15 protein-coding genes, 1 tRNA gene and 1 pseudogene are annotated in these 19482 nt (G+C 61.0%); 5 read left to right on the forward strand and 12 right to left on the reverse strand.

Annotated elements, in window-relative coordinates:
* Positions 1–59: 59 nt before the first annotated feature.
* The 6 genes from BFD71_RS00360 to BFD71_RS00385 form a co-directional block, all read right to left on the reverse strand.
* Positions 60–2816, reverse strand: a complete 2757-nt coding sequence (locus tag BFD71_RS00360; protein WP_069261318.1) for a TonB-dependent receptor plug domain-containing protein — start codon at positions 2814–2816, stop codon at positions 60–62.
* A 293-nt stretch (positions 2817–3109) separates the two neighbouring features.
* Positions 3110–4315, reverse strand: a complete 1206-nt coding sequence (locus BFD71_RS00365; RefSeq protein WP_069261319.1) for a tetratricopeptide repeat protein — start codon at positions 4313–4315, stop codon at positions 3110–3112.
* Positions 4316–4329: 14 nt separating this feature from the next.
* Positions 4330–4761 (reverse strand): ExbD/TolR family protein, encoded by a 432-nt coding sequence (locus BFD71_RS00370; RefSeq protein WP_069261320.1) that lies wholly within the window; start codon positions 4759–4761, stop codon positions 4330–4332.
* 9 nt (positions 4762–4770) lie between these two features.
* The gene (locus tag BFD71_RS00375) at positions 4771–5196 is read right to left on the reverse strand and encodes an ExbD/TolR family protein (protein ID WP_069261321.1); all 426 of its coding nucleotides are present in this window, start codon (positions 5194–5196) and stop codon (positions 4771–4773) included.
* 14 nt (positions 5197–5210) lie between these two features.
* Entirely contained in the window at positions 5211–6122 is a 912-nt protein-coding gene (locus BFD71_RS00380) for a MotA/TolQ/ExbB proton channel family protein (protein WP_069261322.1), read from the reverse strand.
* Positions 6123–6197: 75 nt separating this feature from the next.
* Positions 6198–6905: an energy transducer TonB gene (locus BFD71_RS00385; protein ID WP_069261323.1), complete on the reverse strand. Its 708-nt coding sequence runs from the start codon at positions 6903–6905 to the stop codon at positions 6198–6200.
* Between the two features lie 1568 nt (positions 6906–8473).
* Here BFD71_RS00385 and BFD71_RS00390 point away from each other — a divergent pair.
* Together BFD71_RS00390 and BFD71_RS00395 are read left to right on the forward strand one after the other, a co-directional pair.
* Positions 8474–9115, forward strand: a complete 642-nt coding sequence (locus tag BFD71_RS00390; protein WP_069261324.1) for a TetR/AcrR family transcriptional regulator — start codon at positions 8474–8476, stop codon at positions 9113–9115.
* An 89-nt stretch (positions 9116–9204) separates the two neighbouring features.
* Entirely contained in the window at positions 9205–10179 is a 975-nt protein-coding gene (locus tag BFD71_RS00395) for a DMT family transporter (RefSeq protein ID WP_069261325.1), read from the forward strand.
* 236 nt (positions 10180–10415) lie between these two features.
* Here BFD71_RS00395 and BFD71_RS00400 read toward each other — a convergent pair whose 3' ends face one another.
* The gene (locus BFD71_RS00400; RefSeq protein ID WP_069261326.1) at positions 10416–10937 is read right to left on the reverse strand and encodes a DUF2867 domain-containing protein; all 522 of its coding nucleotides are present in this window, start codon (positions 10935–10937) and stop codon (positions 10416–10418) included.
* 246 nt (positions 10938–11183) lie between these two features.
* Positions 11184–11813, reverse strand: a complete 630-nt coding sequence (locus BFD71_RS00405; RefSeq protein ID WP_069261327.1) for a TetR/AcrR family transcriptional regulator — start codon at positions 11811–11813, stop codon at positions 11184–11186.
* A gap of 324 nt (positions 11814–12137) precedes the next feature.
* On the opposite strand from BFD71_RS00405, the gene BFD71_RS00410 reads away from it, so the two are divergent.
* Both BFD71_RS00410 and BFD71_RS38765 read left to right on the forward strand, forming a co-directional pair.
* Complete coding sequence (locus tag BFD71_RS00410) at positions 12138–13268, forward strand: alpha/beta fold hydrolase (protein ID WP_069261833.1); 1131 nt, start codon at positions 12138–12140, stop codon at positions 13266–13268.
* Positions 13269–13588: 320 nt separating this feature from the next.
* Positions 13589–14230, forward strand: coding sequence for an alpha/beta fold hydrolase (locus BFD71_RS38765; RefSeq protein ID WP_256094437.1), 642 nt, complete (start codon positions 13589–13591; stop codon positions 14228–14230).
* 160 nt (positions 14231–14390) lie between these two features.
* On the opposite strand, the pseudogene BFD71_RS41925 reads toward BFD71_RS38765, so the two are convergent.
* The 3 genes and pseudogenes from BFD71_RS41925 to rpoD form a co-directional block, all read right to left on the reverse strand.
* A pseudogene (locus BFD71_RS41925) lies at positions 14391–14540 on the reverse strand (integrase); the annotation flags it as partial.
* A gap of 130 nt (positions 14541–14670) precedes the next feature.
* Positions 14671–14758: transfer RNA gene (locus BFD71_RS00415), tRNA-Ile, on the reverse strand.
* A 166-nt stretch (positions 14759–14924) separates the two neighbouring features.
* Positions 14925–17180: an RNA polymerase sigma factor RpoD gene (rpoD, locus tag BFD71_RS00420; protein WP_256094438.1), complete on the reverse strand. Its 2256-nt coding sequence runs from the start codon at positions 17178–17180 to the stop codon at positions 14925–14927.
* 34 nt (positions 17181–17214) lie between these two features.
* Between rpoD and BFD71_RS41930 the strand changes: the two genes are divergently transcribed.
* Positions 17215–17439: a hypothetical protein gene (locus BFD71_RS41930; protein WP_256094439.1), complete on the forward strand. Its 225-nt coding sequence runs from the start codon at positions 17215–17217 to the stop codon at positions 17437–17439.
* 36 nt (positions 17440–17475) lie between these two features.
* On the opposite strand, the gene dnaG is transcribed toward BFD71_RS41930, so the two are convergent.
* Positions 17476–19356, reverse strand: a complete 1881-nt coding sequence (gene dnaG / locus BFD71_RS00425; protein WP_069261328.1) for a DNA primase — start codon at positions 19354–19356, stop codon at positions 17476–17478.
* Positions 19357–19482 lie beyond the last annotated feature (126 nt).

Raw genomic sequence — 19482 nt, forward strand, 5'->3', positions numbered from 1 at the left:
CGAGGCCGGCGGCCTTGGCCGCCGGCCTCATCGACTACTCACTCCGTTGCACCGATCGCTCAGAACTTGTACGTCGCTCCGATCTGCGCGAAACGGCCGATATAGTTGTACAGCGACGTGTCGTAGCCCGTCTGGTCGAGCGCGCTGCTGGCAAAGATCGGATCGAACGGAGGCGTGCGGTTGAAGATGTTGTTGATGCCGCCGTAGATCGTCCAGTGCTTGATGCCCGTGTAGGTGACCATCAGGTTGAACTGGCTATACGAACCTACCTTGTCGGCAACCGGCGTGGGCGCAGCCACCGAAAGCGTCTGCGCGTACGGTCCCGTGTACATCCACGTGAGCGCCGCATTCCAGCCGTGATAGGCCCAGTCGAGCGTCGTATTGCCCTTCCATCGCGGGAAGCTGCCGCCGAACGGCTGCGTGATCGTGAAGTTGTTGCCCGCACCGTTGATGGGACCCGTGGACTGCCCGAGCGTGAAGTCCTTCACGTACGCCCAGTCCGCCGTCAGCGTGAACGTGCCCGCCTTCGTCGGCAACGCCTGGCGGAAGGTGCCTTCGAAGCCGTTCGTGTCGAGGTAGCCGAGGTTCTCGTACGGGAACACTTCATAAACCACCTGGCCTTGCGCATTCGTCACGACCTGCGACGGCGAAGCCGCCTCGCCGATGACGTGATCGACGCGGATCTTGTACCAGTCGAAGCCGAAATCGGTCGTGCGCGTGGGCGAAGTCTGGAAGCCGAGGTTGATGTTGCGCGTGCGTTCAGGCTGCAGGTTCGGATTGCCCTCGGTGATCGTGGTGACCGTGCCGGTGGCCGACTGCTGGATACCGAGCGTCTGCGAAGTGCTGTTTTCGACGAATGTCGGCGCGCGGAAGCCGCGGTTATAGGAGCCGTACATCGTCAGCTCCTTGACGGGCTGATAGCGCAGGGCGAAGCGCGGCGAGAACGCGCCCCCGAAGTCGCTGTAGTGGTCGTAGCGGCCCGACTGACTGAACGTCAGGTTGTGGACGATGGGCACGTCGACCTGGTAGTACACCGCCGCGACATTGCGCTGGCCGTTGACGGTCTGCAGCATCGGGTTCGCCACGAGGCCCTGGGAAAACTCCGCGCCCGGGTTGATGACTTCGCTCTGGTGCAGGAACTGGGCGCCGAAGCCGACACCGATATCGCCCGTTGGCAGATGGTACAGATTCGGCGTGGCGAGCGTTGCGTCAACCGTATCGAGCTTCGAGATGCCCTGGTTGTTCGCATCCATGTACAGGCCGTTCAGGCCGTTCGGCGTCGACGACGGATTGGCAAAGTTGAATGTGCCGTTCTGGTAGATGTTATTGAGCGTCGCAGCGTTGAGCTGATTCGTGTAGGTGTTCGAAACGTTGCTCTGCGAGTGGCTATAAGCAGTCGACCAGTCCCAGTCCCCATACTTCGGCACCGAGAACGAACCGCGAATGCCCGTGGACGCACGCCAGAAGTTCGCGTACGTCTCTTCTGCCACGGTACGCGGAAACGAATAGGTGAGCGGCGTGTCCACGCCATACGGGTTGTACGGGTTGCTTGCGGGAACGACGTTGTTGAACGGCGTCAGACCGACGCCCGGAGTATAGGTGAGCGTCGGCGTTTGCGGGCTGCCGACGATGTTGTTCCAGAGACCGTCGTTCGTGGTCGTCTGGGTGTAGCTTTCCCACAGATCGGCAAAGGCGGTGGTCGTGTCGTCGACCTTGAAGTCGGCGTGGACCTTTGCGCTCGCGCGCGTCGTCTCCGGCGCGATCGACATGCCGTTGGCGGTGTTGAACGCGCACACCGTGCCGCCCAGCCCAGCAGCCGCGCCCAGGAAATTGCTGCCGGCAGGATGGACGGAGCCGCCGTATGGGCACCCGCTCAACGCCTGTGCGGTGTTGGGCCCCGTTTGCCAATAGGACGGCGCGAGCAGCGAGAGGCCGCCCGGCTTGTTCGTGAAGTCCTGCGCCGCCGTGGAATCGCGGTCGGCCAGCGTCGAGCCCGCCGAATGATAGACACTCGCCGATGCGGTGACGTTGAAGCGGTCCGCATTGAGGTCGCCGAAGCCCGCCAGAACGCCGAACTTCGTCGTGCCGTTGCCGCCACCGTCGCTCACCGAACTGCCGTAGCTGCCGTCGAGTTGAAGGCCGCGGAAATCGTGCTTCGTGATGATGTTGACCACGCCCGCAATGGCGTCCGAGCCGTACTGCGACACAGCGCCGGTTTTCACGATCTCGATGCGATCGATGGCGTTGAGCGGGATGGTATTGAGGTCGAAGAAATTGTCGGTGCTGTTCGAATAGAAGGCGAACGGCGCAACGCGCTGGCCGTCGACGAGCACGAGGGTGTACTTCTCGCTCAAGCCGCGCAGCGCGATACCCGCCGCGCCGGCCGCGAAGTTGCCCGCCTGGCCTTCGCTCCAGCTATTGGCCGAGTTGGCCGAAACCGAGCGCAGATAGTCGGCCACGGTCGTCGCGCCGCTATTCTGAATGTCCTTCGTGGTGATCGTTTGCACCTGCTGGAAGCCCGTCTTGTCCGATTGCCGGATCAGCGAACCGGTCACTTCGAACTTCTTCAGCTGCTTGACGGTGGCTTTGTCACCAGTCGTGGCGGCTGCGCCGCCCGTGCTGTCGGCACCCGTCTGCGCGCTCGTGCCCGACTGCTGCGCGGACGCTGGAGCGGTTGCATTATCCGCCGCGATCGCCGCGCCGCCGTTGGTCACGGGCTGGCTCTGCGCGAACGCCGGTACCGCAAACGCCGCTGAAAACGCCAATTCCGCCCACATTATTCTTCGAATGGCAACAGCCAATGCTCTTTGTTTCACAGTTTCCCCCTTCTCTCTCGTCGGTCACGTCTACTTCGTTATGCGAAGCAAGGTCTCGTGAACCCCCGCATTAGATTTGACGACGCTGTCGCATCGCGCCACTTTTTACCTGGATTCGCCCTCCCCAGGGCTCTTCCATTTACAGCCGACCACTTGCCCCCAAAACCTCGTGCTGCTTCACTTCTGTCACATCCACCCCTGCCGAGCCAAACCGGGCCACGCCACTCCTTCTTTCTTACGTATACCTAATTAACTACCGAACTTTGATGCGTTGTTGCGGTTCGCTCAACCACTCACGGCTTCGATGCCACCAGCACCCAGAGCTGCGCCAGATCGGCGCTGCCATCGTTGCCCCGTACTGCATTGAAAGCCTGGATGGCTCGCGCTTTCTGCCCCGCGGCAAAATAAGCCTCGCCGAGGCGCAGTCGCGCTAGATCCTGGTGATCAAGGCCGCCCTTCACAATGAGCGATTCCATGGTCGCGAGACCCTGCTTCGCCTGCCCCGCATACACCTGATTGAATGCCGCATCGAACGGTGCGACGGGATTGGCCGGGTCGGGCGCAGCATTGGCGCGCTTTGCCGCTAGTGCCTGCAGGCGACGTTCGCGATCGGCTCCAGCATCGTGACCCAGCACGCCAGACGCAAAGCCCTGATCGATGATCTGCTTGCCTTCGGCCGTGGACCCGGCAACGATCGCCAGTTGCGTCATCTCCATGTAGTCATCGGCGCTGGAAAGCGAGCCCGTCGCGCGGCGCAGGCGATACGTGTCCAGATCCAGTGCGCCGAGATAGCCGGGCTTGCTGCGAATCGCGTGCAGCAGGTCGTCCCAATATGACTGCTTTGGGTGATAAGCCACGAGCTTTTCGAGCGCACTGCGATAAGCTTCCTGGTCGTTCGCATGCTGAGCGCAGGTACCGAGCAACTGCAGTTGCGCCTCCTCCGGCGTATGACCGCCGCGCACCTGGGCTTCGACGCTCGCATTCAGCAGACGCGTCGCGCTGGCGTAGTCGCCGGAGAGGTAGTACGACTCGACCAGCAGCGTGGCCATCTGGGGATCGCCGCCGCCAGCCTTCTGGTAGCGCTGCGCGACCTTGATCGCCTGGGCATAGTTCTTCTGCTGGAAGTAGATGCCCGCAAGCGCCGCCGTCGTGCGCTGGGCGTCCTCGCCCTTGAGCTGCCCACTCGCGAGCAGCGATTCATACGCCTGCGCGGCAACGCCGTTCTGGCCCGCCGCCATGGCGGCGGCGCCGCGCATCTCCTCGACCATGTACGTTTCGTACGGCGTCTTGTTCGATACGGCCGCGGCCTGCGCAATCTTGTTGAGCGCGTCCTCGTAGTGGTGCGCGCGGTACAGGTTCTGCGCATCGTTCAGCGGCTTCGCCACGTCGGGACGTAGCGTGTCCGCCGCCCGCGCCGCTGTCGGCACCATGGCCAGCGTCGACAATGCGCTCACCGCGAGCGCAAGCGCCGTCCTCTTGAATCGATAAGAAATGCTCATCGCTTTCGAATGCCTCACTGCATGTACTGTTCGTTGCCGATCAAGCCGATCTTCGTTGCGCCTTCGCGCTGGGCCGCGGCCATCACTTCGGCCACGTCCTTGTATGGCGCGAGCCGGTTCGGACGCAAATGAATTTCTGCCTGTTCCGGTTCGGCCGCGACCTGCGCGAACCTGCGCTCCAGCGTCTCCTGATCGGGCACCGGTGTGCCGTTCCAGGTCATGGCGCCGTCGAAGTCGATGTCGATTTGCACCACCTCCGGCTGCACGGCCGGCGGCGGCGGATTGCCCACCGGCAAGTTCATCTTCACCGCGTGCATCTGGATCGGAATGGTGATGATCAGCATGATCAGCAACACCAGCATCACGTCGATCAGCGGCGTCGTGTTGATGTCCACCATCACTTCTGGTTCGCTTGCTCCACCACCCGACGATACGTTCATGCCCATAACCGCCCCTTAACCGCCGCGCGCCGGCGGCTCCGTAATGAATGACACCTTGGCGATTCCCGCCCGCTCGCACGACGTGATCACGCGCCCGATGGCCTCATAGCGCGTCGCCTGGTCGCCGCGGATATGCACTTCCGGCTGCGGCGTCTGCACGGACACTGTCTTCAGCCGTGCCAGCAGCGTCGGCGCATCGACGTGCTGCTCGTACCAGAAGAAGTCGCCATCGCGATTGACCGCGATCTCGACGCTCTTCGGCTGCGTCTGCAGCGGCGTCACCGTCTGCTTCGGTAGCTGGAGCTGCACTGTATGCGTCACCACGGGAATCGTGATCAGAAAGATGATCAGCAATACCAGCATCACATCGACGAGCGGCGTCGTGTTAATGGACGAGATGACCTCGTCGTCATCGCCCTCGCCTCCAACGCTCATGGCCATGGCGTACTCCTCGCTCAGTCGGCCATGACGGCGGCGCGCGGCGCGGAGCGCGCGACGCGCTTGCCGCCAGCCAGCAGAACCGTATGCAGTTGCGCGCCGAAGCCGCGGACACGCTCCATCACAGCCTTGTTGCGTCGCACGAGGAAGTTGTAGCCGAGCACCGCCGGCACGGCCACGCCAAGACCGATGGCGGTCATGATGAGCGCCTCACCGACCGGACCCGCGACCTTGTCGATCGAAGCTTGACCTGCAATACCGATGGCCGTCAGCGCGTGATAGATGCCCCACACCGTACCGAACAGGCCGACGAACGGCGCGGTCGAGCCCACTGTGCCGAGGAATGCCAGGCCGTCCTGCAGGCGATTCGACACGCTGGTGATGGCGCGCTCGACCGAAACGTCGATCCACGTGTTTCGATCGACGGCCTCGAGCAGCGCTTCGTCGTGATGCTCGCCGGCCTCGATCGCGGTTTCCGCGATGAACCGGAACGGCGACGACTCCTCGAGCTGCTTTGCGCCTTCTGCTAGCGACGGCGCGCTCCAGAGCTGCTCGTCAGCGCTCTTCGCACGACGGTTTGCGCGGAACTGCTCGAAGAACTTGGTGATCATGATGTACCAGCTGCCCATCGACATCACCACGAGCAGCAACAGGACGAAGCGCGCGACGAAGTCGCCGTTCTTCCAGAGCGCGCCGAGACCGTATGGGTTCGTGACCGTCTCCGAGGTGGCCGGTGCGGGGGGCGGCGCCGGCTGGTCCGCGCTCGCGGCGGGTGACGGTGCGGCGACGGCTGCGGTGGCGGGCGCCGACGCGACTGCCGCAGGGACGCTAGCCTGCGCGTTGGCAAGCTGCGGCGCGACAAAGGTATCGACCGTGGCTACCGCGATCAACATGCTTGCCGCGAGTGCGGCGTAGGAACGCTTTTTCATGCCTGCTCCAATTCATCCGTTGAACATCTAAAAATCCGGGTAATGAGTCGCCACCCGATACATGCAGCCCGAGCGTCAGTTGAGACTGAACGAGAACGGAACCTGCACGCGTACCGGCTGGCCTTGCGAAATGCAGTTGAACTTCTTGACTGCGTTGAATGCAGCGGCATCCAGACTGTCGTCATTGGCCGACTGCGCCACTCGCTCATTCGTAACATGACCTTGCGGATCCACCACGAATTCGATGAGCACGTCGCCGGTCACACCGTTGTCCTGTGCCTCTTTCGGATAGCGGATCGACGAACGGATCTCATCCGAGTTTGGACACACGACGCCCACTTCGTGGCTCACCGGCTTCTGCACGGGTGCAGGCGGCGCGGGTGGTGCAGGCGGTGCGGTGACAGGCGCGCTGACCACGGGCGTAGCCTGATGCACGATCGACTGCTGCGGTGGCGCCTGCACCGGCACTTCGGGAGGCGGCACGAAAGGCGGCGGCGGAGGCGCGAACTTCGGCGGCGGCAGCTGCACGGTAGGCAGCGGGGGCGGCGGCGGCGGTGCTACGGGCTGGATGATCTTCGTTTCAATCGGATGCTGAATCACCTGCACGACCTTGTTTGCAAGACCATTGACCAACGCGTAGATGAGCACAATGTGCAATACGATTACCGCGCCAATTCCTCCGTAGCGGCGCACAGGGTTCTGCTGCCTACGCCCGAATTCGCGTGGGCGGCCTGGTCCGCCCGAGCGCACGCCTTCGGCTGGCGCTCCCATTTGCACTTTCATCACCACCTTCGCTCCCTCGGCGCAGTACGCCCCAATCCTGCCGCAGAAAACCCTCGTCACGCCATGACCACAAGTCGCGCGTGGCAGAAACCGACTTGTGCGTAATTACATTCGCACTACGAATTAGCAAATGCAGCCCACGCGGCAATTTCCTGGCCGCTCATGAACCCGCAATGCTTTGCTTATCGACAATCGATAGTTGTACTAACCCAATACATTTCGCTTCGGCACCAACGCGGCCGACTATCCGTCATTTGCCCTCCGCCTGGACGCCATCAGGGGTCTCGGACCGCCAGATCTATGTGTCAGTTTTGTTGAAGCGAATCGAAGATAGCAAAAAAAAATGCCAGTGAGAAAACTTTTTTTGATGGAGCAATATCATGTTTAAGTATTTGCTCTCTAATTGAGAATTCCGGCACCAACGTGGTTCAAGCGCTTTCTGTCGATCATCGCAATGGTGCAAATATCCATTAATTACAAAATCATTATTTAATCATTTCACGTTTACAGCGTTAATTCAGGCGGCTCTGATCGCGGCACATGCGAGCGTTTCGTGAGAGTGTGCCGATGTTGTCGCTCGCAATTTCCGCTAGCGGCGTCCACGGGAGCGGACGAGATCGGGGGGAGTCGACCGCAACGACTACACTGTTCTTGAGCCGCTGGGGAGAGACGGTCATGGAACTGCATTGGAAAATCTATCTGGAGCGCCAAGGAACGGGAGAAAGGGTCACTGTTGGCGCTGTGCGACGACCGGTTGAAGGCGCGACGATTGCGGATTTCGGCTTATCCCTGGCGGAAGGCCGTCGACTTCCGAGGGCCCTGCAACAGCTCGCTGCACAGGATCAGATCCGCGCTTTAGTCCCGAGAGTGATTTCCTGCTTGTGCACACCCGAGCCGTTGGACGACAACGATGACTCCACCGACGTTGAGCGATGCCGACGCGCTACTTGCGTTCGAGGTCGAAAACCGGGCCTACTTCGAGCAATGGATTAACGCTCGCCCTTGCGACTACTACAGCGCTTCCGCGGTTCGCGAAGCGATAAGAGCAGCAACTAGCGATAGAGTCGGAGATCGAGCCTATCAGTACCTCGTTTGGCTCGACGATACGATCGTCGGTAGAGTCAATCTTGTCAGCGTAACTCGCCCATCCATGGCGAGTGGCATCACCTCCTCTATTTCGAATGCCATCTCGACGAGCCGGAAGCGCCGCCTGCAACAGGTCCAGCGAACGTTGCATTGACTTCCCAATCGAACTAGTCGTTTTGGGAGGGGTGGTAAGCAAAAGCACCCATTTCGCCGCAGCTGAATGGCTCTCGCGCGAGGACGCGACAATCCTCTCTACGTTTCTATAGGACCGCTGCGGGTCGACTATGCCTGTTGCATCAGGCGCGTCCCAGACGACTGGTGCACTCGGTCGTTCAATTCCGGCATCAGTATCCCTCTCTTATTTCCGATTGCGGCGATCAAGGTTTCATCCAGAAAACTGAAGATCCTCGATCGCCCAGCGAGCGTTTTGGAATAGAGTCTGCAGGTTGATTTTGAGAACGATTGGTTCTAATATCTACTCCATGACTACCTTCGACAGTTCCCGAACTCGCGCTCGCTCCCGCCCCGGACGTTCTGCGGAACGCGGCCGACCGCGGGAATTCGATGTCGACCAGGCGATCGACGCTGCTGCCCGAATATTTTGGGCGCATGGTTATCACGCGACGCCTGTCGAGGCGCTGTGCGACGCTACAGGCGTGTTCCGCGGCAGTCTTTACCGGACCTTCGGCGACAAGCACGGTTTGCTTGTCGCGGCGTTCGATCGCTATGCGGAAGGTGCAGTCGCGCGGCTGAAGGAGCGGCTGGCCGCCGACATGCCGCCGGCTGACGCGTTGCGCGCGGCGCTGCTGCATTACACGTTGGTCAGCGCGAATCTGCTCGATCGGCACGGCTGCTTAATCACCAATGCGGCGATCGAGTTGCTACCGGACGACCAGGACATGCGTTCCCACATCGAATCGACGCTGCACCGCATCGCGACGCAGTTCAGTCTTGCGATCGCGCGCGGCCAGCAGGCTGGCCAATTCGATAAACGCTTGGACGCAGAGGAGGTTGGTCGGTTTCTGCTCTGCATCGTTCAGGGGATGCGAGTGCTCGGCAAGACCGACTTGGACAAATCCGCGCTCACGTCGATTGTGGACATGACGATGCGAGCGCTGGTCTGAGATGAACGTTTCCATCGGCACGAGTCGGTGATTGTTGGGATGTCGGCGGCCGCTGGCATTTTTTTAACCTATTTTGAGAACGATCAGTCATGAAATCAATCTCAGCTTCATCTGCATCTTCGATACGTTACTGGAAGGGCGTTGCACTGTGCCTGGTGGGTACGGTGCTGATGGGCGCGATGTTTCCCATAATGACTGACGCGTTGACACACGTCGATCCATTCACGTTTACGTCCCTGCGCTATCTGATAGCCGGGGTCGCTTTCGCTATGCTGCTACGGTATCGCGAAGGTGCTGGCGCGTTTGCCGCCCACGGCCACTCGCTCGGGACTGCGTGGTTGCTCGGCTCTGTCGGCTTTTGCGGCTTCGGCTCGTTCGTTTTTCTCGGGCAGCAACTTGCCGGGCCGGACGGCGCGCTCGATGCGTCGATCATGATGGCAACGCAACCGATGATGGGTTTGCTTCTTAGCTCGTGGCTACGACGCAGCGCACCACCAGTGCTCTCGCTTCTGTTCGTCGCGGCATCGTTCTCAGGCGTGTCGCTGGTGATTACGAACGGCGATTTGCTGGCCGCCATTCACGGCCCCCAGCACTACGCTGCCAGCGGGCTGATGGTGATCGGAGCGTTTTGTTGGGTGGTATACACGTTCGGCTCGGCGCGGTTCGCACGCTGGTCAGCATTGAAGTACACAACGATGACGACCTGGCTAGGTCTTACCACGATCGTTACCGTCAACGCGATCTTGATTGCACTGCACGCGGTGCCCGCGCCGACGTTGTCGATGCTGCGTTCCATTGCGCCGCATCTGCTCTACATGGGGCCTGTCGCTGGCTTCGGCGCGATCTTGTTCTGGGTCTCCGGAAACCGGATCCTGGGTCCGATGAACGGCGTGCTGTTCATGGACGTCGTACCGATCACCGCATTCGTCGTGTCCGCGCTGACCGGAGTAGTGCCGATGTCGGCCCAGATCGGGGGCGCAACATTGACTGCCGTCGCGCTAATCATGAACAACGTTTATTTGCGTCACCGCTCGTTGAGGATGACGGCGTCGGCTGCAGCATGATCGGATACTCCACGATGCACATGGCGACGGCAGAACGGATCAATGGCGTATTTAGCTGGTACTGCGTCTGGAACAGCCTCGGCGGCCCTGTCGGGCAAAGTGACTGCAAGTGAAGAGGCGAGAGAGTGACTGAACAGGCCAGAATGGATAGCTACGCCTGGTCCTGACCGCTTTCAAGAGGCCGCCACTTTGAGATCTGACCATCTACGGGTGGAAGTAGCGTTGACGAATCGGCGCTACCGGCCGGGCCATCCGATCCGCTGTGCCCGGTCGAGCGAGGCTCGCACGACGAGGCGGTGGAAAGGAGCGATAAGGCCGAGATAGGCCCGACCCAGCAAACGATTGTAGAAGACAAGCGTAGTGACTATCAGCCGCTGGGGCCGGCCCTCAGATGCAGGCTGCACGAGCACCGACACACGGAAATCAAGATGCATGTCGTTCTCGCCCAGAATGATCTCGTCTTTGTGCCGTTCGAACACGCGGAAAATACTAAGCCGGTCTCCCTTCGCGATTTTCAGATCGACCGTTCTTTTAAGTCCGAATGGCCATACGGCAATGTCGCGAACTCCCTGCAGCGTCGCGATCCACTCGGGTTGCTCGGCAAAGATGTGTCGAGCGAGAGACTCTGCGTCGTTGCAGGCAGTCCCTGGCAAGTCCACCGAAAATGCGTCGGCAAAATCAGCCTTGCCGTACGACCGGCTCAGCCGTGAGGTCGCCGGGAGGCCGACCTGTTCGGCCTTCTTCGAATTCGTCTGCATGGCCATTCTCCAGGCGTTCAAATTGCCCCGGCTGCCGCTGCACGTCCCAAGCGAACACAGTCGAGAGAATTGGCACGGCATATGCCTGCTTAAGCCGAAGCCAAACCGGTTGTGCGGTCCGGCAATGGACAATGCCAAGACGTTCCTGCGGTGGCTGCTCGTCTGCGAACGGACATTGGCGAAAGACCGACGGTCTTCACAGAATGCTCGGTGCCGATTTCGTCCGACCGAGAACACTGGACCGGATCACCCCTCCGGCCCAGCCCACCTTTGGGCACTGACCTCTGCCAGCGCCTCGAATATAGCCGGCGTGCGTTCAAGGCGGGCGATCGTCCGCGCGCCTTCGAGGGCTGCAACCAATGCGGCTGCCGTAGCGGACGCGCGCTCGGGAGCGAAGCCGCATCCCCTGAAATGCTCCGCAATAAGCCCAGTCGACTCAGCAAATCCGCGCGCTACCCGTTTGGTCAGGTCAGCGTCGAGCGCGGGCAGCTCATTCGCCAGATTTTGCATTAGACATCCGTACTGGAAATCAGAGGCGACCATTTCGGCCGCAAAGGTCCTGAAAATCTGATGAACAAAATTCAGGGCATCACCCGTCGTATTCGCCGAGATGTCCCGTAATACAGCAATTCGATTCGCAACGTACTCATCGATTGCTTCTTCCGCGAGTTGTGCCTTGCCGCGTGGAAAGTGAAAGTAGAACGATCCTTTAGGCGCACCGCTTTCTTCAAGGAGCTGGGTCAATCCCGTCGCAGTGTAGCCCTGGATGCGAAACAGTCGTTGGGCCGTGGCAATCGCACGGGCGCGGGCGTCAGTCTTACGTGGCATGCCGAGAACATAGCACGTTTCGCTTGCTGATTCTATGGTGATTGCCATACTATGGCGATCACCATACCAGGAGTTGCCGATGCCTCCCGACCCAATCGCAAGTCAAGAAGGCTCGTTCAATCATGCGCCGCCTGCCCAGATTGCGGCGGCGCGCTCGCTGGAACTGAACCCAGCGCTTGCATGCGGACGGGGCGTTCCGTCATGAGTCATCCACGTGGCTTTATGCCTTCCCGACGAGCTGTCCTGGCGATGGGCGCGGTCAGCCTGGCGGCCTCTTTAATTCGACCCGCCCGCGCAAACCCCATTGGAGGAATTGACTTGTCCACATCGACATATGCCGAGGGAACGCTCCCGAAGACGGTCCGCTCGCGCATGATCCACGGGGTAAATGGCCTCGATGTCCATATTCTCGAGGCCGGTTACGACAAACCCGGCCGGCCGCTCGCACTGCTTCTGCACGGTTTTCCTGATCTGGCTTACGGCTGGCGACACCTGATTCCAATTCTGGCTGACGCCGGCTACCACGTCGTAGCGCCTGACCAGCGAGGCTTTGGCCGCACCACCGGTTGGGTGAACGAGTACGACGCCCAGCTAGCGCCCTTCAGCCTTCTGAATATGACTCGCGACGCCCTCGGACTGGTTTTGGCATTGGGATATCGGCGTACGGCAATGCTTGTCGGGCACGACCTCGGCTCGCCCGTGGCGGCCTATTGTGCGCTAGCCAGACCTGACGTTTTTCCCTCAGTGGCGCTGATGAGCGCACCGTTCCCCGGCCCGCCGGCGCTTCCGTTCGACATTGCGGAAAGCGAGGTATCGCCGGTTCAACCGAACACGGCCAATCAAAAGTTAGCAGCCGCGCTGGCGGCACTCGACCCGCCGAGAGAGCATTACCAGCAATACCTGAGTTCACGAGAGGCGAACCATGACATGTGGCACCCCCCTCAGGGCTTACACGCGTTTCTTCGAGCATTTTTCTACGTCAAAAGCGCCGACTGGCCGGGAAACAAGCCGCATCCGTTGAAGGCGCTAACCGCCACAGAACTTGCACAGTTGCCCACCTATTACGTCATGGATCTCGGCAAGACGATGCCCGAGACCGTCGCTCCATTCCAACCTTCCTCCGCCGATGTCATGGCCTGCAAATGGCTCACCGAGCCGGAACTTGGGGTGTACACGGAGGAGTATGGCCGCACGGGATTTCAAGGCGCCCTGCAGGCCTATCGCGTCTTTTCCGACCCTGACCTGAACGCTGAGTTGCGCCTGTTCTCGGGCAAGACGATCGATGTCCCGTCGGTTTTCATTGGCGGGAAGAGCGATTGGGGCACCTATTCAGCGCCTGGCGCGCTCGATCTCATGAGGACGAGGGCGGCGACGAGAATGGGGGGCATCGAGTTGATCGACGGCGCCGGTCATTGGATCCAACAGGAGCAGCCGGTTCGGCTCAGCGAGCTCCTCCTTGCCTTCATCAAGGAAGTGGTCGAGCCAGGTCACATCAGCGATTAGGTTGGGGAATGGCTACCGCCTGGGCCCTTTGCGCACCGCGGTCGCGGGTCGCCCATTTGCTTGCCGACAGTCGGTCGGCGAACTGCCGCAGCCGAGAACGGCAGTTCGCCATCAACCTATAGATCGTTGACGGTCAATGAGATCGTCATTGCAACAGCCCGTCGCGAGCGTCTGCTCTAATTGGAAGGTTGATCAAAAACGCGGACAATCGCTTTGCTGCCTAGTCGGCACGCGCGCCGCCCGCTGGGCCTGAAAACACCTGTCTTCCCTCTATGCCGCTACCGCTGATTTTTCTCCCCGCTATGCCGTGCGACGGGCGTATGTACGCCGAACAGGTCCACGGACTGAAGGATCTTGTATCAGCGTCTGTTTGCGTACTCACGCAATCGACTTTTGCCGAAAGTGCGGAGAGCCTTTTGGCTTCCACAAAAGGCCCATTCATCCTAGCTGGCACAGCCTATGGTGGGTGCCTTGCAATGGAGGTGCTGGCACGGTGTCCAGATCGTGTCCACGGAATCTGGCTAATGAACTGCCAACCAGGCGTTCACCCGAATCCGGATGTGGCTCGTGCAACAAGCCAGAGAATTCGTTCCGGCGAACATGAGCGCGTAATCGCAGAGTTCGCCGAGCATGCGATTCCTTCTCAGGACGTTGTTTCGAGGGCTGCGTTCGTTCAGATGGCCCGCGACACGGGGGCCGAAGTATTCGCACGCCAGTCGGATGCTACGTTGACTCGTTCAGATCATTGGCCGACGCTTGCAGCGAGCAGGATACCAACACTGCTCGTATGGGGGGATGCTGACCGTTTCGTTCCAGTCAGCGTGGGCCGTCGCATTGCCACGTTGATTCCGCACGCCCGCTTTGTGTCGCTCGAAGGTTGCGGACACTTCCCAACCCTCGAGCGGCCGTCGCTCTGCACCGAGCTTGCACGTCGTTGGCTGGTCGAGTCAGCCCTCGGCTGAATTCCATATTGCTCAGGCAGCCGGGCGTCGCCCAGCGTGCTTCGTTAGGTCATCGGCCAAATGAATCCACGGCACCGCTTCTCTCTCCGCGCTGCGTGAGCGGTTGAAGTTTTCTCGAAGAAATCGAAGCGGAATCGATCTATGATGGTAGGTATTCCTATTAAAACCGTGTGTGCTCTTTTGGGGTCGTCCTTGCGCCACGCTCCAATTTATCGAGATGATCGGCCCAAGCCTGCATCATTTTCCGACGTGCGGGCAGGTATTCAGCAAAGTTGTAAGCGCTCCGAACCTCGTCGCGTTCACCGTGTGACCCCCACCAACCAGCGGAAGTCAACGGACCAAGCCAGCAAACAGCGGAACAGCCGACGGCCTGAGAAGCCCACCCAGTAAGGGTTTCGGCTACTCCATCGGAATATGTTGGAGTTCTATGGAATAGCGAATGGTGGGCCGGGTGGGGTTCGAACCCACGACGTCCTTTCGGAGGCGGATTATGAGTCCGCTGCCTGCAACCAACACGGCGTCCGGCCCACGAAGCTACGAAGCGTAGCGACAAACGAAACAACGATGACGTGTCAACAAAAAAGCCCGGTCTACCCAAAGGCCGGGCTTTTCGACGACAGGCCGACATACTACACGAAAGCGGGTCGGCCTGGCCATCTTGCACATGACTTCTGTGCATTAAAACCAACCAATCTCAATTCCCTTCAAGGAACGACTTGAGCTTGTCCGAACGGCTCGGGTGGCGCAGCTTGCGCAGCGCCTTCGCTTCGATCTGGCGAATGCGCTCGCGCGTCACGTCGAACTGCTTGCCCACTTCTTCGAGCGTGTGATCGGTGCTCATTTCGATGCCGAAGCGCATGCGCAGCACCTTCGCCTCGCGCGGCGTAAGCGAGTCGAGCACGTCCTTCACGACATCGCGCATCGAGGCATGCAGCGCGGCGTCGGCAGGCGCCACCGTGTTGTTGTCCTCGATGAAGTCGCCCAGATGCGAATCGTCGTCGTCGCCGATCGGCGTTTCCATGGAAATCGGCTCCTTCGCGATCTTCATGATCTTGCGGATCTTGTCCTCCGGCATTTCCATCTTCTCGGCGAGCGTTGCCGGATCCGGCTCGAGACCGGTTTCCTGCAGGATCTGCCGCGAAATGCGGTTCATCTTGTTGATCGTTTCGATCATGTGAACCGGAATGCGGATCGTGCGCGCCTGGTCCGCGATCGAGCGCGTGATGGCCTGACGGATCCACCACGTCGCGTAGGTCGAGAACTTGTAGCCGCGACGATATTCGAACTTGTCCACCGCCTTCATCAGGCCGATGTTGCCTTCCTGGATCAGGTCGAGGAACTGCAGGCCACGGTTCGTGTACTTCTTCGCAATCGAGATCACGAGACGCAGGTTCGCCTCGGTCATCTCGCGCTTCGCCTGGCGCGCCTTGAGTTCGCCGGCCGCCATCTGGCGGTTGGTTTCCTTCAGGTCCTTGAGCGGCAGCACCACGCGCGCCTGCAGATCGAGCAGGCGCTGCTGCTGTTCGCGGATGGCCGGAATGTTGCGCGAAAGGATGCCGCTATACGCATGGCTCTCGCCGACGATCTTCTCCGACCACTCGAGGTCGGTTTCATTGCCCGGGAAACGCGCGATGAACTCCGAGCGCGGCATGCCGCACTTGTCCACGACCGTGTGAAGAATCTGGCGTTCGACCTGGCGCACTTCGTCCACCTGCGCACGCAGCGTGTCGCACAGACGCTCGACGGTACGCGCCGTGAAGCGGATCGACATCAGCTCGTTCTGGATGGTTTCCTGCGCCTTGAGGTAGGACTTCGACTTGTAGCCTTCCTTCTCGAACGCGCGACGCATCTTGTCGAACCATTCGCTGATGAGCGCGAACTTTTCGAGCGAGGCACGCTTGAGGGCTTCGAGCTGCGCCGCGTTGGCCGTCGCCTGCGCTGCGCCGTCGTCCTCTTCCTCCTCCTCTTCTTCTTCCTCTTCGGCTTCTTCCTCTTCGTCCTCGTTTTCGATCTCTTCCGCTTCCTTCGCGTTGAAGCCGTCGGTGTCTTCGGCGTTCGGATCGATCAGGCCGTCGACGAGCTCGTCCACGCGAATCTCGTCGTTCGCCACGCGCTCGGCCATGGCGAGGATGTCGGCAATGGTGGTCGGGCAGGCGGAGATCGCCATGACCATGTGCTTGAGGCCGTCTTCAATGCGCTTGGCGATCTCGATTTCGCCCTCGCGCGTGAGGAGCTCGACCGTGCCCATTTCGCGCATGTACATACGCACCGGGTCGGTCGTGCGGCCAAATTCGGAGTCGACGGTGGAAAGCGCGACTTCCGCTTCCTCTTCCACTTCGTCGTCCGAAGAAGCGTTGGGCGCGTTGTCGTTGAGCAGCAGCGTTTCGGCGTCGGGGGCCTGCTCGTAGACGGCCACGCCCATGTCGTTGAACGTGCTGATGATGCCTTCGATCGCCTCGGTTTCCGTGAAGTTGTCCGGGAGGTGATCGTTGATTTCCGCATAGGTGAGGAAGCCGCGTTCCTTGCCGAGCTTGATGAGCGCACGCAGCTTCGTGCGGCGCTCCTCGAGCTCCTCGACGGTGCCGGGCTGCGACGACGCGAACGCGTCTTTCAGCAGCGCCTTCTCTTTCGCTCGCCGGTCGCGCGCACGGGTGGTCTTTTCGACCTTGCCCGCGGCGGGGGTGCTGTCTTCGCTCTGGTTTGCGTCGTCATCGACGGGTACTTCATTCAGCTTTTTCGTCATGGAGTTCGCCGTACCGGCTAGTGTCTCGACTCGCGGCTGCTGGACAACAGCCTCTTGAACCGTGGATGCTTGAGCCTCGCGCTCTGCCGCATCGTCCTCGACGGCAGGCACTTCCCTTGCACTTCTCGAACCGGACCGCTTCGTTGCCGGCTGCGTAGCGGCTTTCGCCGCACGGACAGGCGCTGCTCGCGCAGCCGAAACAGTCATCGACCTCTTCCGGGTAGCCGGTTCAGAACGGTTGGTGGACCCACTGCCCGACGACCGGGCGGAAGAACTGGCAACTGTGGCCGTTGTGACCTTGCTGGTCGGCTCCGTCGAGCCCTTGCCTGTTGCCTTTTTTCCGCCTGTAGTCTTTGCCATTGCCATTCCGCCCCTTGCTGGAAAACTGGACATTCACGGATTACCCCAACCCATTATGCCCACCCGGAAAAAACAAAAACAAACCGCTGAAAACCTGTTATTTTAGCACGCAGGGCAATAATCCCCCTGTGCGGTCCTTCCCTTACAAACCGAGCTGACGTTTCATGTCAGCCCGCGTCTGATTCAGTGACATCAATTCGGCAAGTTCCTCAGGCGTATGTCGCGACTGCCGCGAAAGCGCGTCCAGGCGATCGCAACAGGCGTCGTACCGCATTTTCAGGATTGCCGCCGTCAATTCTTCGCTCACGAGCCGCTCCTGCTCGCGGCGCTCCTCCACTGCAGCGCCATCTTCCGGATTTTTCATCAGCAAATCCCGAACGTTTTCATCATAGTCCAGAATTTCGCGAAAAATCTCCTCGAAGGTTGGAGCATTGGCCCCATTTCTCAGCAGGTCCGAAAGGAGCTGAAATTCCGCCGACTCGCCCAGCGCCCGCGCGTGAGTGGTTACTTCCTCGAACAGCTCGCCGTGGCGCGTCAGTCCGATCAACGCCTTTTCGGCCTCTTCCTCCAGTTGCAGCACGATGCGCGGGTGCATCACGAGGTTGCGCAGCGCCTTGCGCTCGATCCCGGTCACGAGGTGCCGGTCCTTGCGTGCGGGCGCCTGGCGCGCCGCCCGGGCAATGCGCGCGTCGACTTCGCACAGCGCCGCCACTTCTTCGAACGGCACGTCGAGGCGGTCCGCGAACATGTGCATGATCTGCGCCCGCAGGGCGTTCGCCGGCAGCTGCTGCAGCAGCGGCTTCGCGTCGAACAGCGCCCGGGCGCGCCCTTCCGGCTGGTCCAGTTCCTTGTCCGCCAGCACCTCGTTGAGCATGAACTGGGACAGCGGCATGGCCCGCTCGACCTGCTCCGAGAACGCCTCGGTGCCGAATTCGCGCACGTAGCTGTCCGGGTCGTGCTCCTGGGGCAGGAACAGGAAGCGGATCGTGCGATTGTCGGCCGCGTGCGGCAGGCAAGCGTCGAGCGCACGGCGCGCCGCGCGGCGGCCCGCCGAGTCGCCGTCGAAGCTGAAAATCACCGTGTCGGTCTGACGCATGAGCTTCTGCACGTGGATCGGCGTGCACGCGGTGCCAAGCGTCGCCACGGCATTCTGGAAACCCAGCTGAGCGAGCGCGACGACATCCATATACCCCTCGACCACCAGAACGTAGCGCTGTTCCCGGATCGCGAGGCGGGCCTCGAACAACCCGTACAGTTCGCTGCCCTTGTTAAATAGCGGCGTTTCCGGGGAATTCAAATATTTGGGCTCGCCGCCATCCAGCACACGGCCGCCAAAGCCGATGACCTGACCCTTCACGTTGCGGATCGGGAACATCACGCGGTCGCGGAAACGGTCGTAGCGGCGCGACTGGCCTTGCGCGTCCTGCTTTTCGCTGACGATGACGAGACCCGCCTCGACCAGCGCATCGTCGCGATAGTTGGTAAACGCAGATTCGAGGTTCTGCCATCCATCGGGCGCGTAGCCGAGGCCGAAGCGCGCGGCGATTTCGCCGGTGAGGCCGCGCTTCTTGAGGTACTGGATGGCGTTGGTCGCGCTGCGCAGCTGCTTGCGGTAGTAGTCGCAGGCAGTCTGCATGACGTCGGAAAGCGCGGTGGTGACGGCCTTCGAGGCTGCCGGAGCATAGCCGCCCGCCGCGCCAGCCCCACCGCCGCCGCCACGCATGGGCGAAGGCTCTTGCGGCACGGTCAGGCCGACCGACTGGGCGAGTTGCTCGACGGCTTCAGGGAACGTCAGTCCCGCGTGCTCCATGAGGAAGCCGATGGCGGTGCCGTGCGCGCCACATCCGAAGCAGTGATAAAACTGCTTGGTTGGACTAACCGTGAACGAAGGGCTCTTCTCGTTGTGGAACGGACACAAGCCCATGAAGTTCGCGCCGCCCTTCTTGAGCTGCACGTAGCGACCCACCACGTCGACAATATCGACGCGGTTCAGCAGGTCTTGCAGGAACGAATGCGGAATCATCGAAGCGAGCGCGCTTGGGCAGCCGGGGCTCGCGCGGCCCTATACGTGACATACGCGCGGCATACGCGTGACGTACGGGCCTCGCGGCGTCGCCCTTGGGCCGGGCCGGCGCCGCGTGCGAGCCGG

This window comes from Paraburkholderia nodosa, from assembly GCF_001718195.1.
GTDB classification, from domain to species: Bacteria; Pseudomonadota; Gammaproteobacteria; order Burkholderiales; family Burkholderiaceae; genus Paraburkholderia; species Paraburkholderia nodosa_A.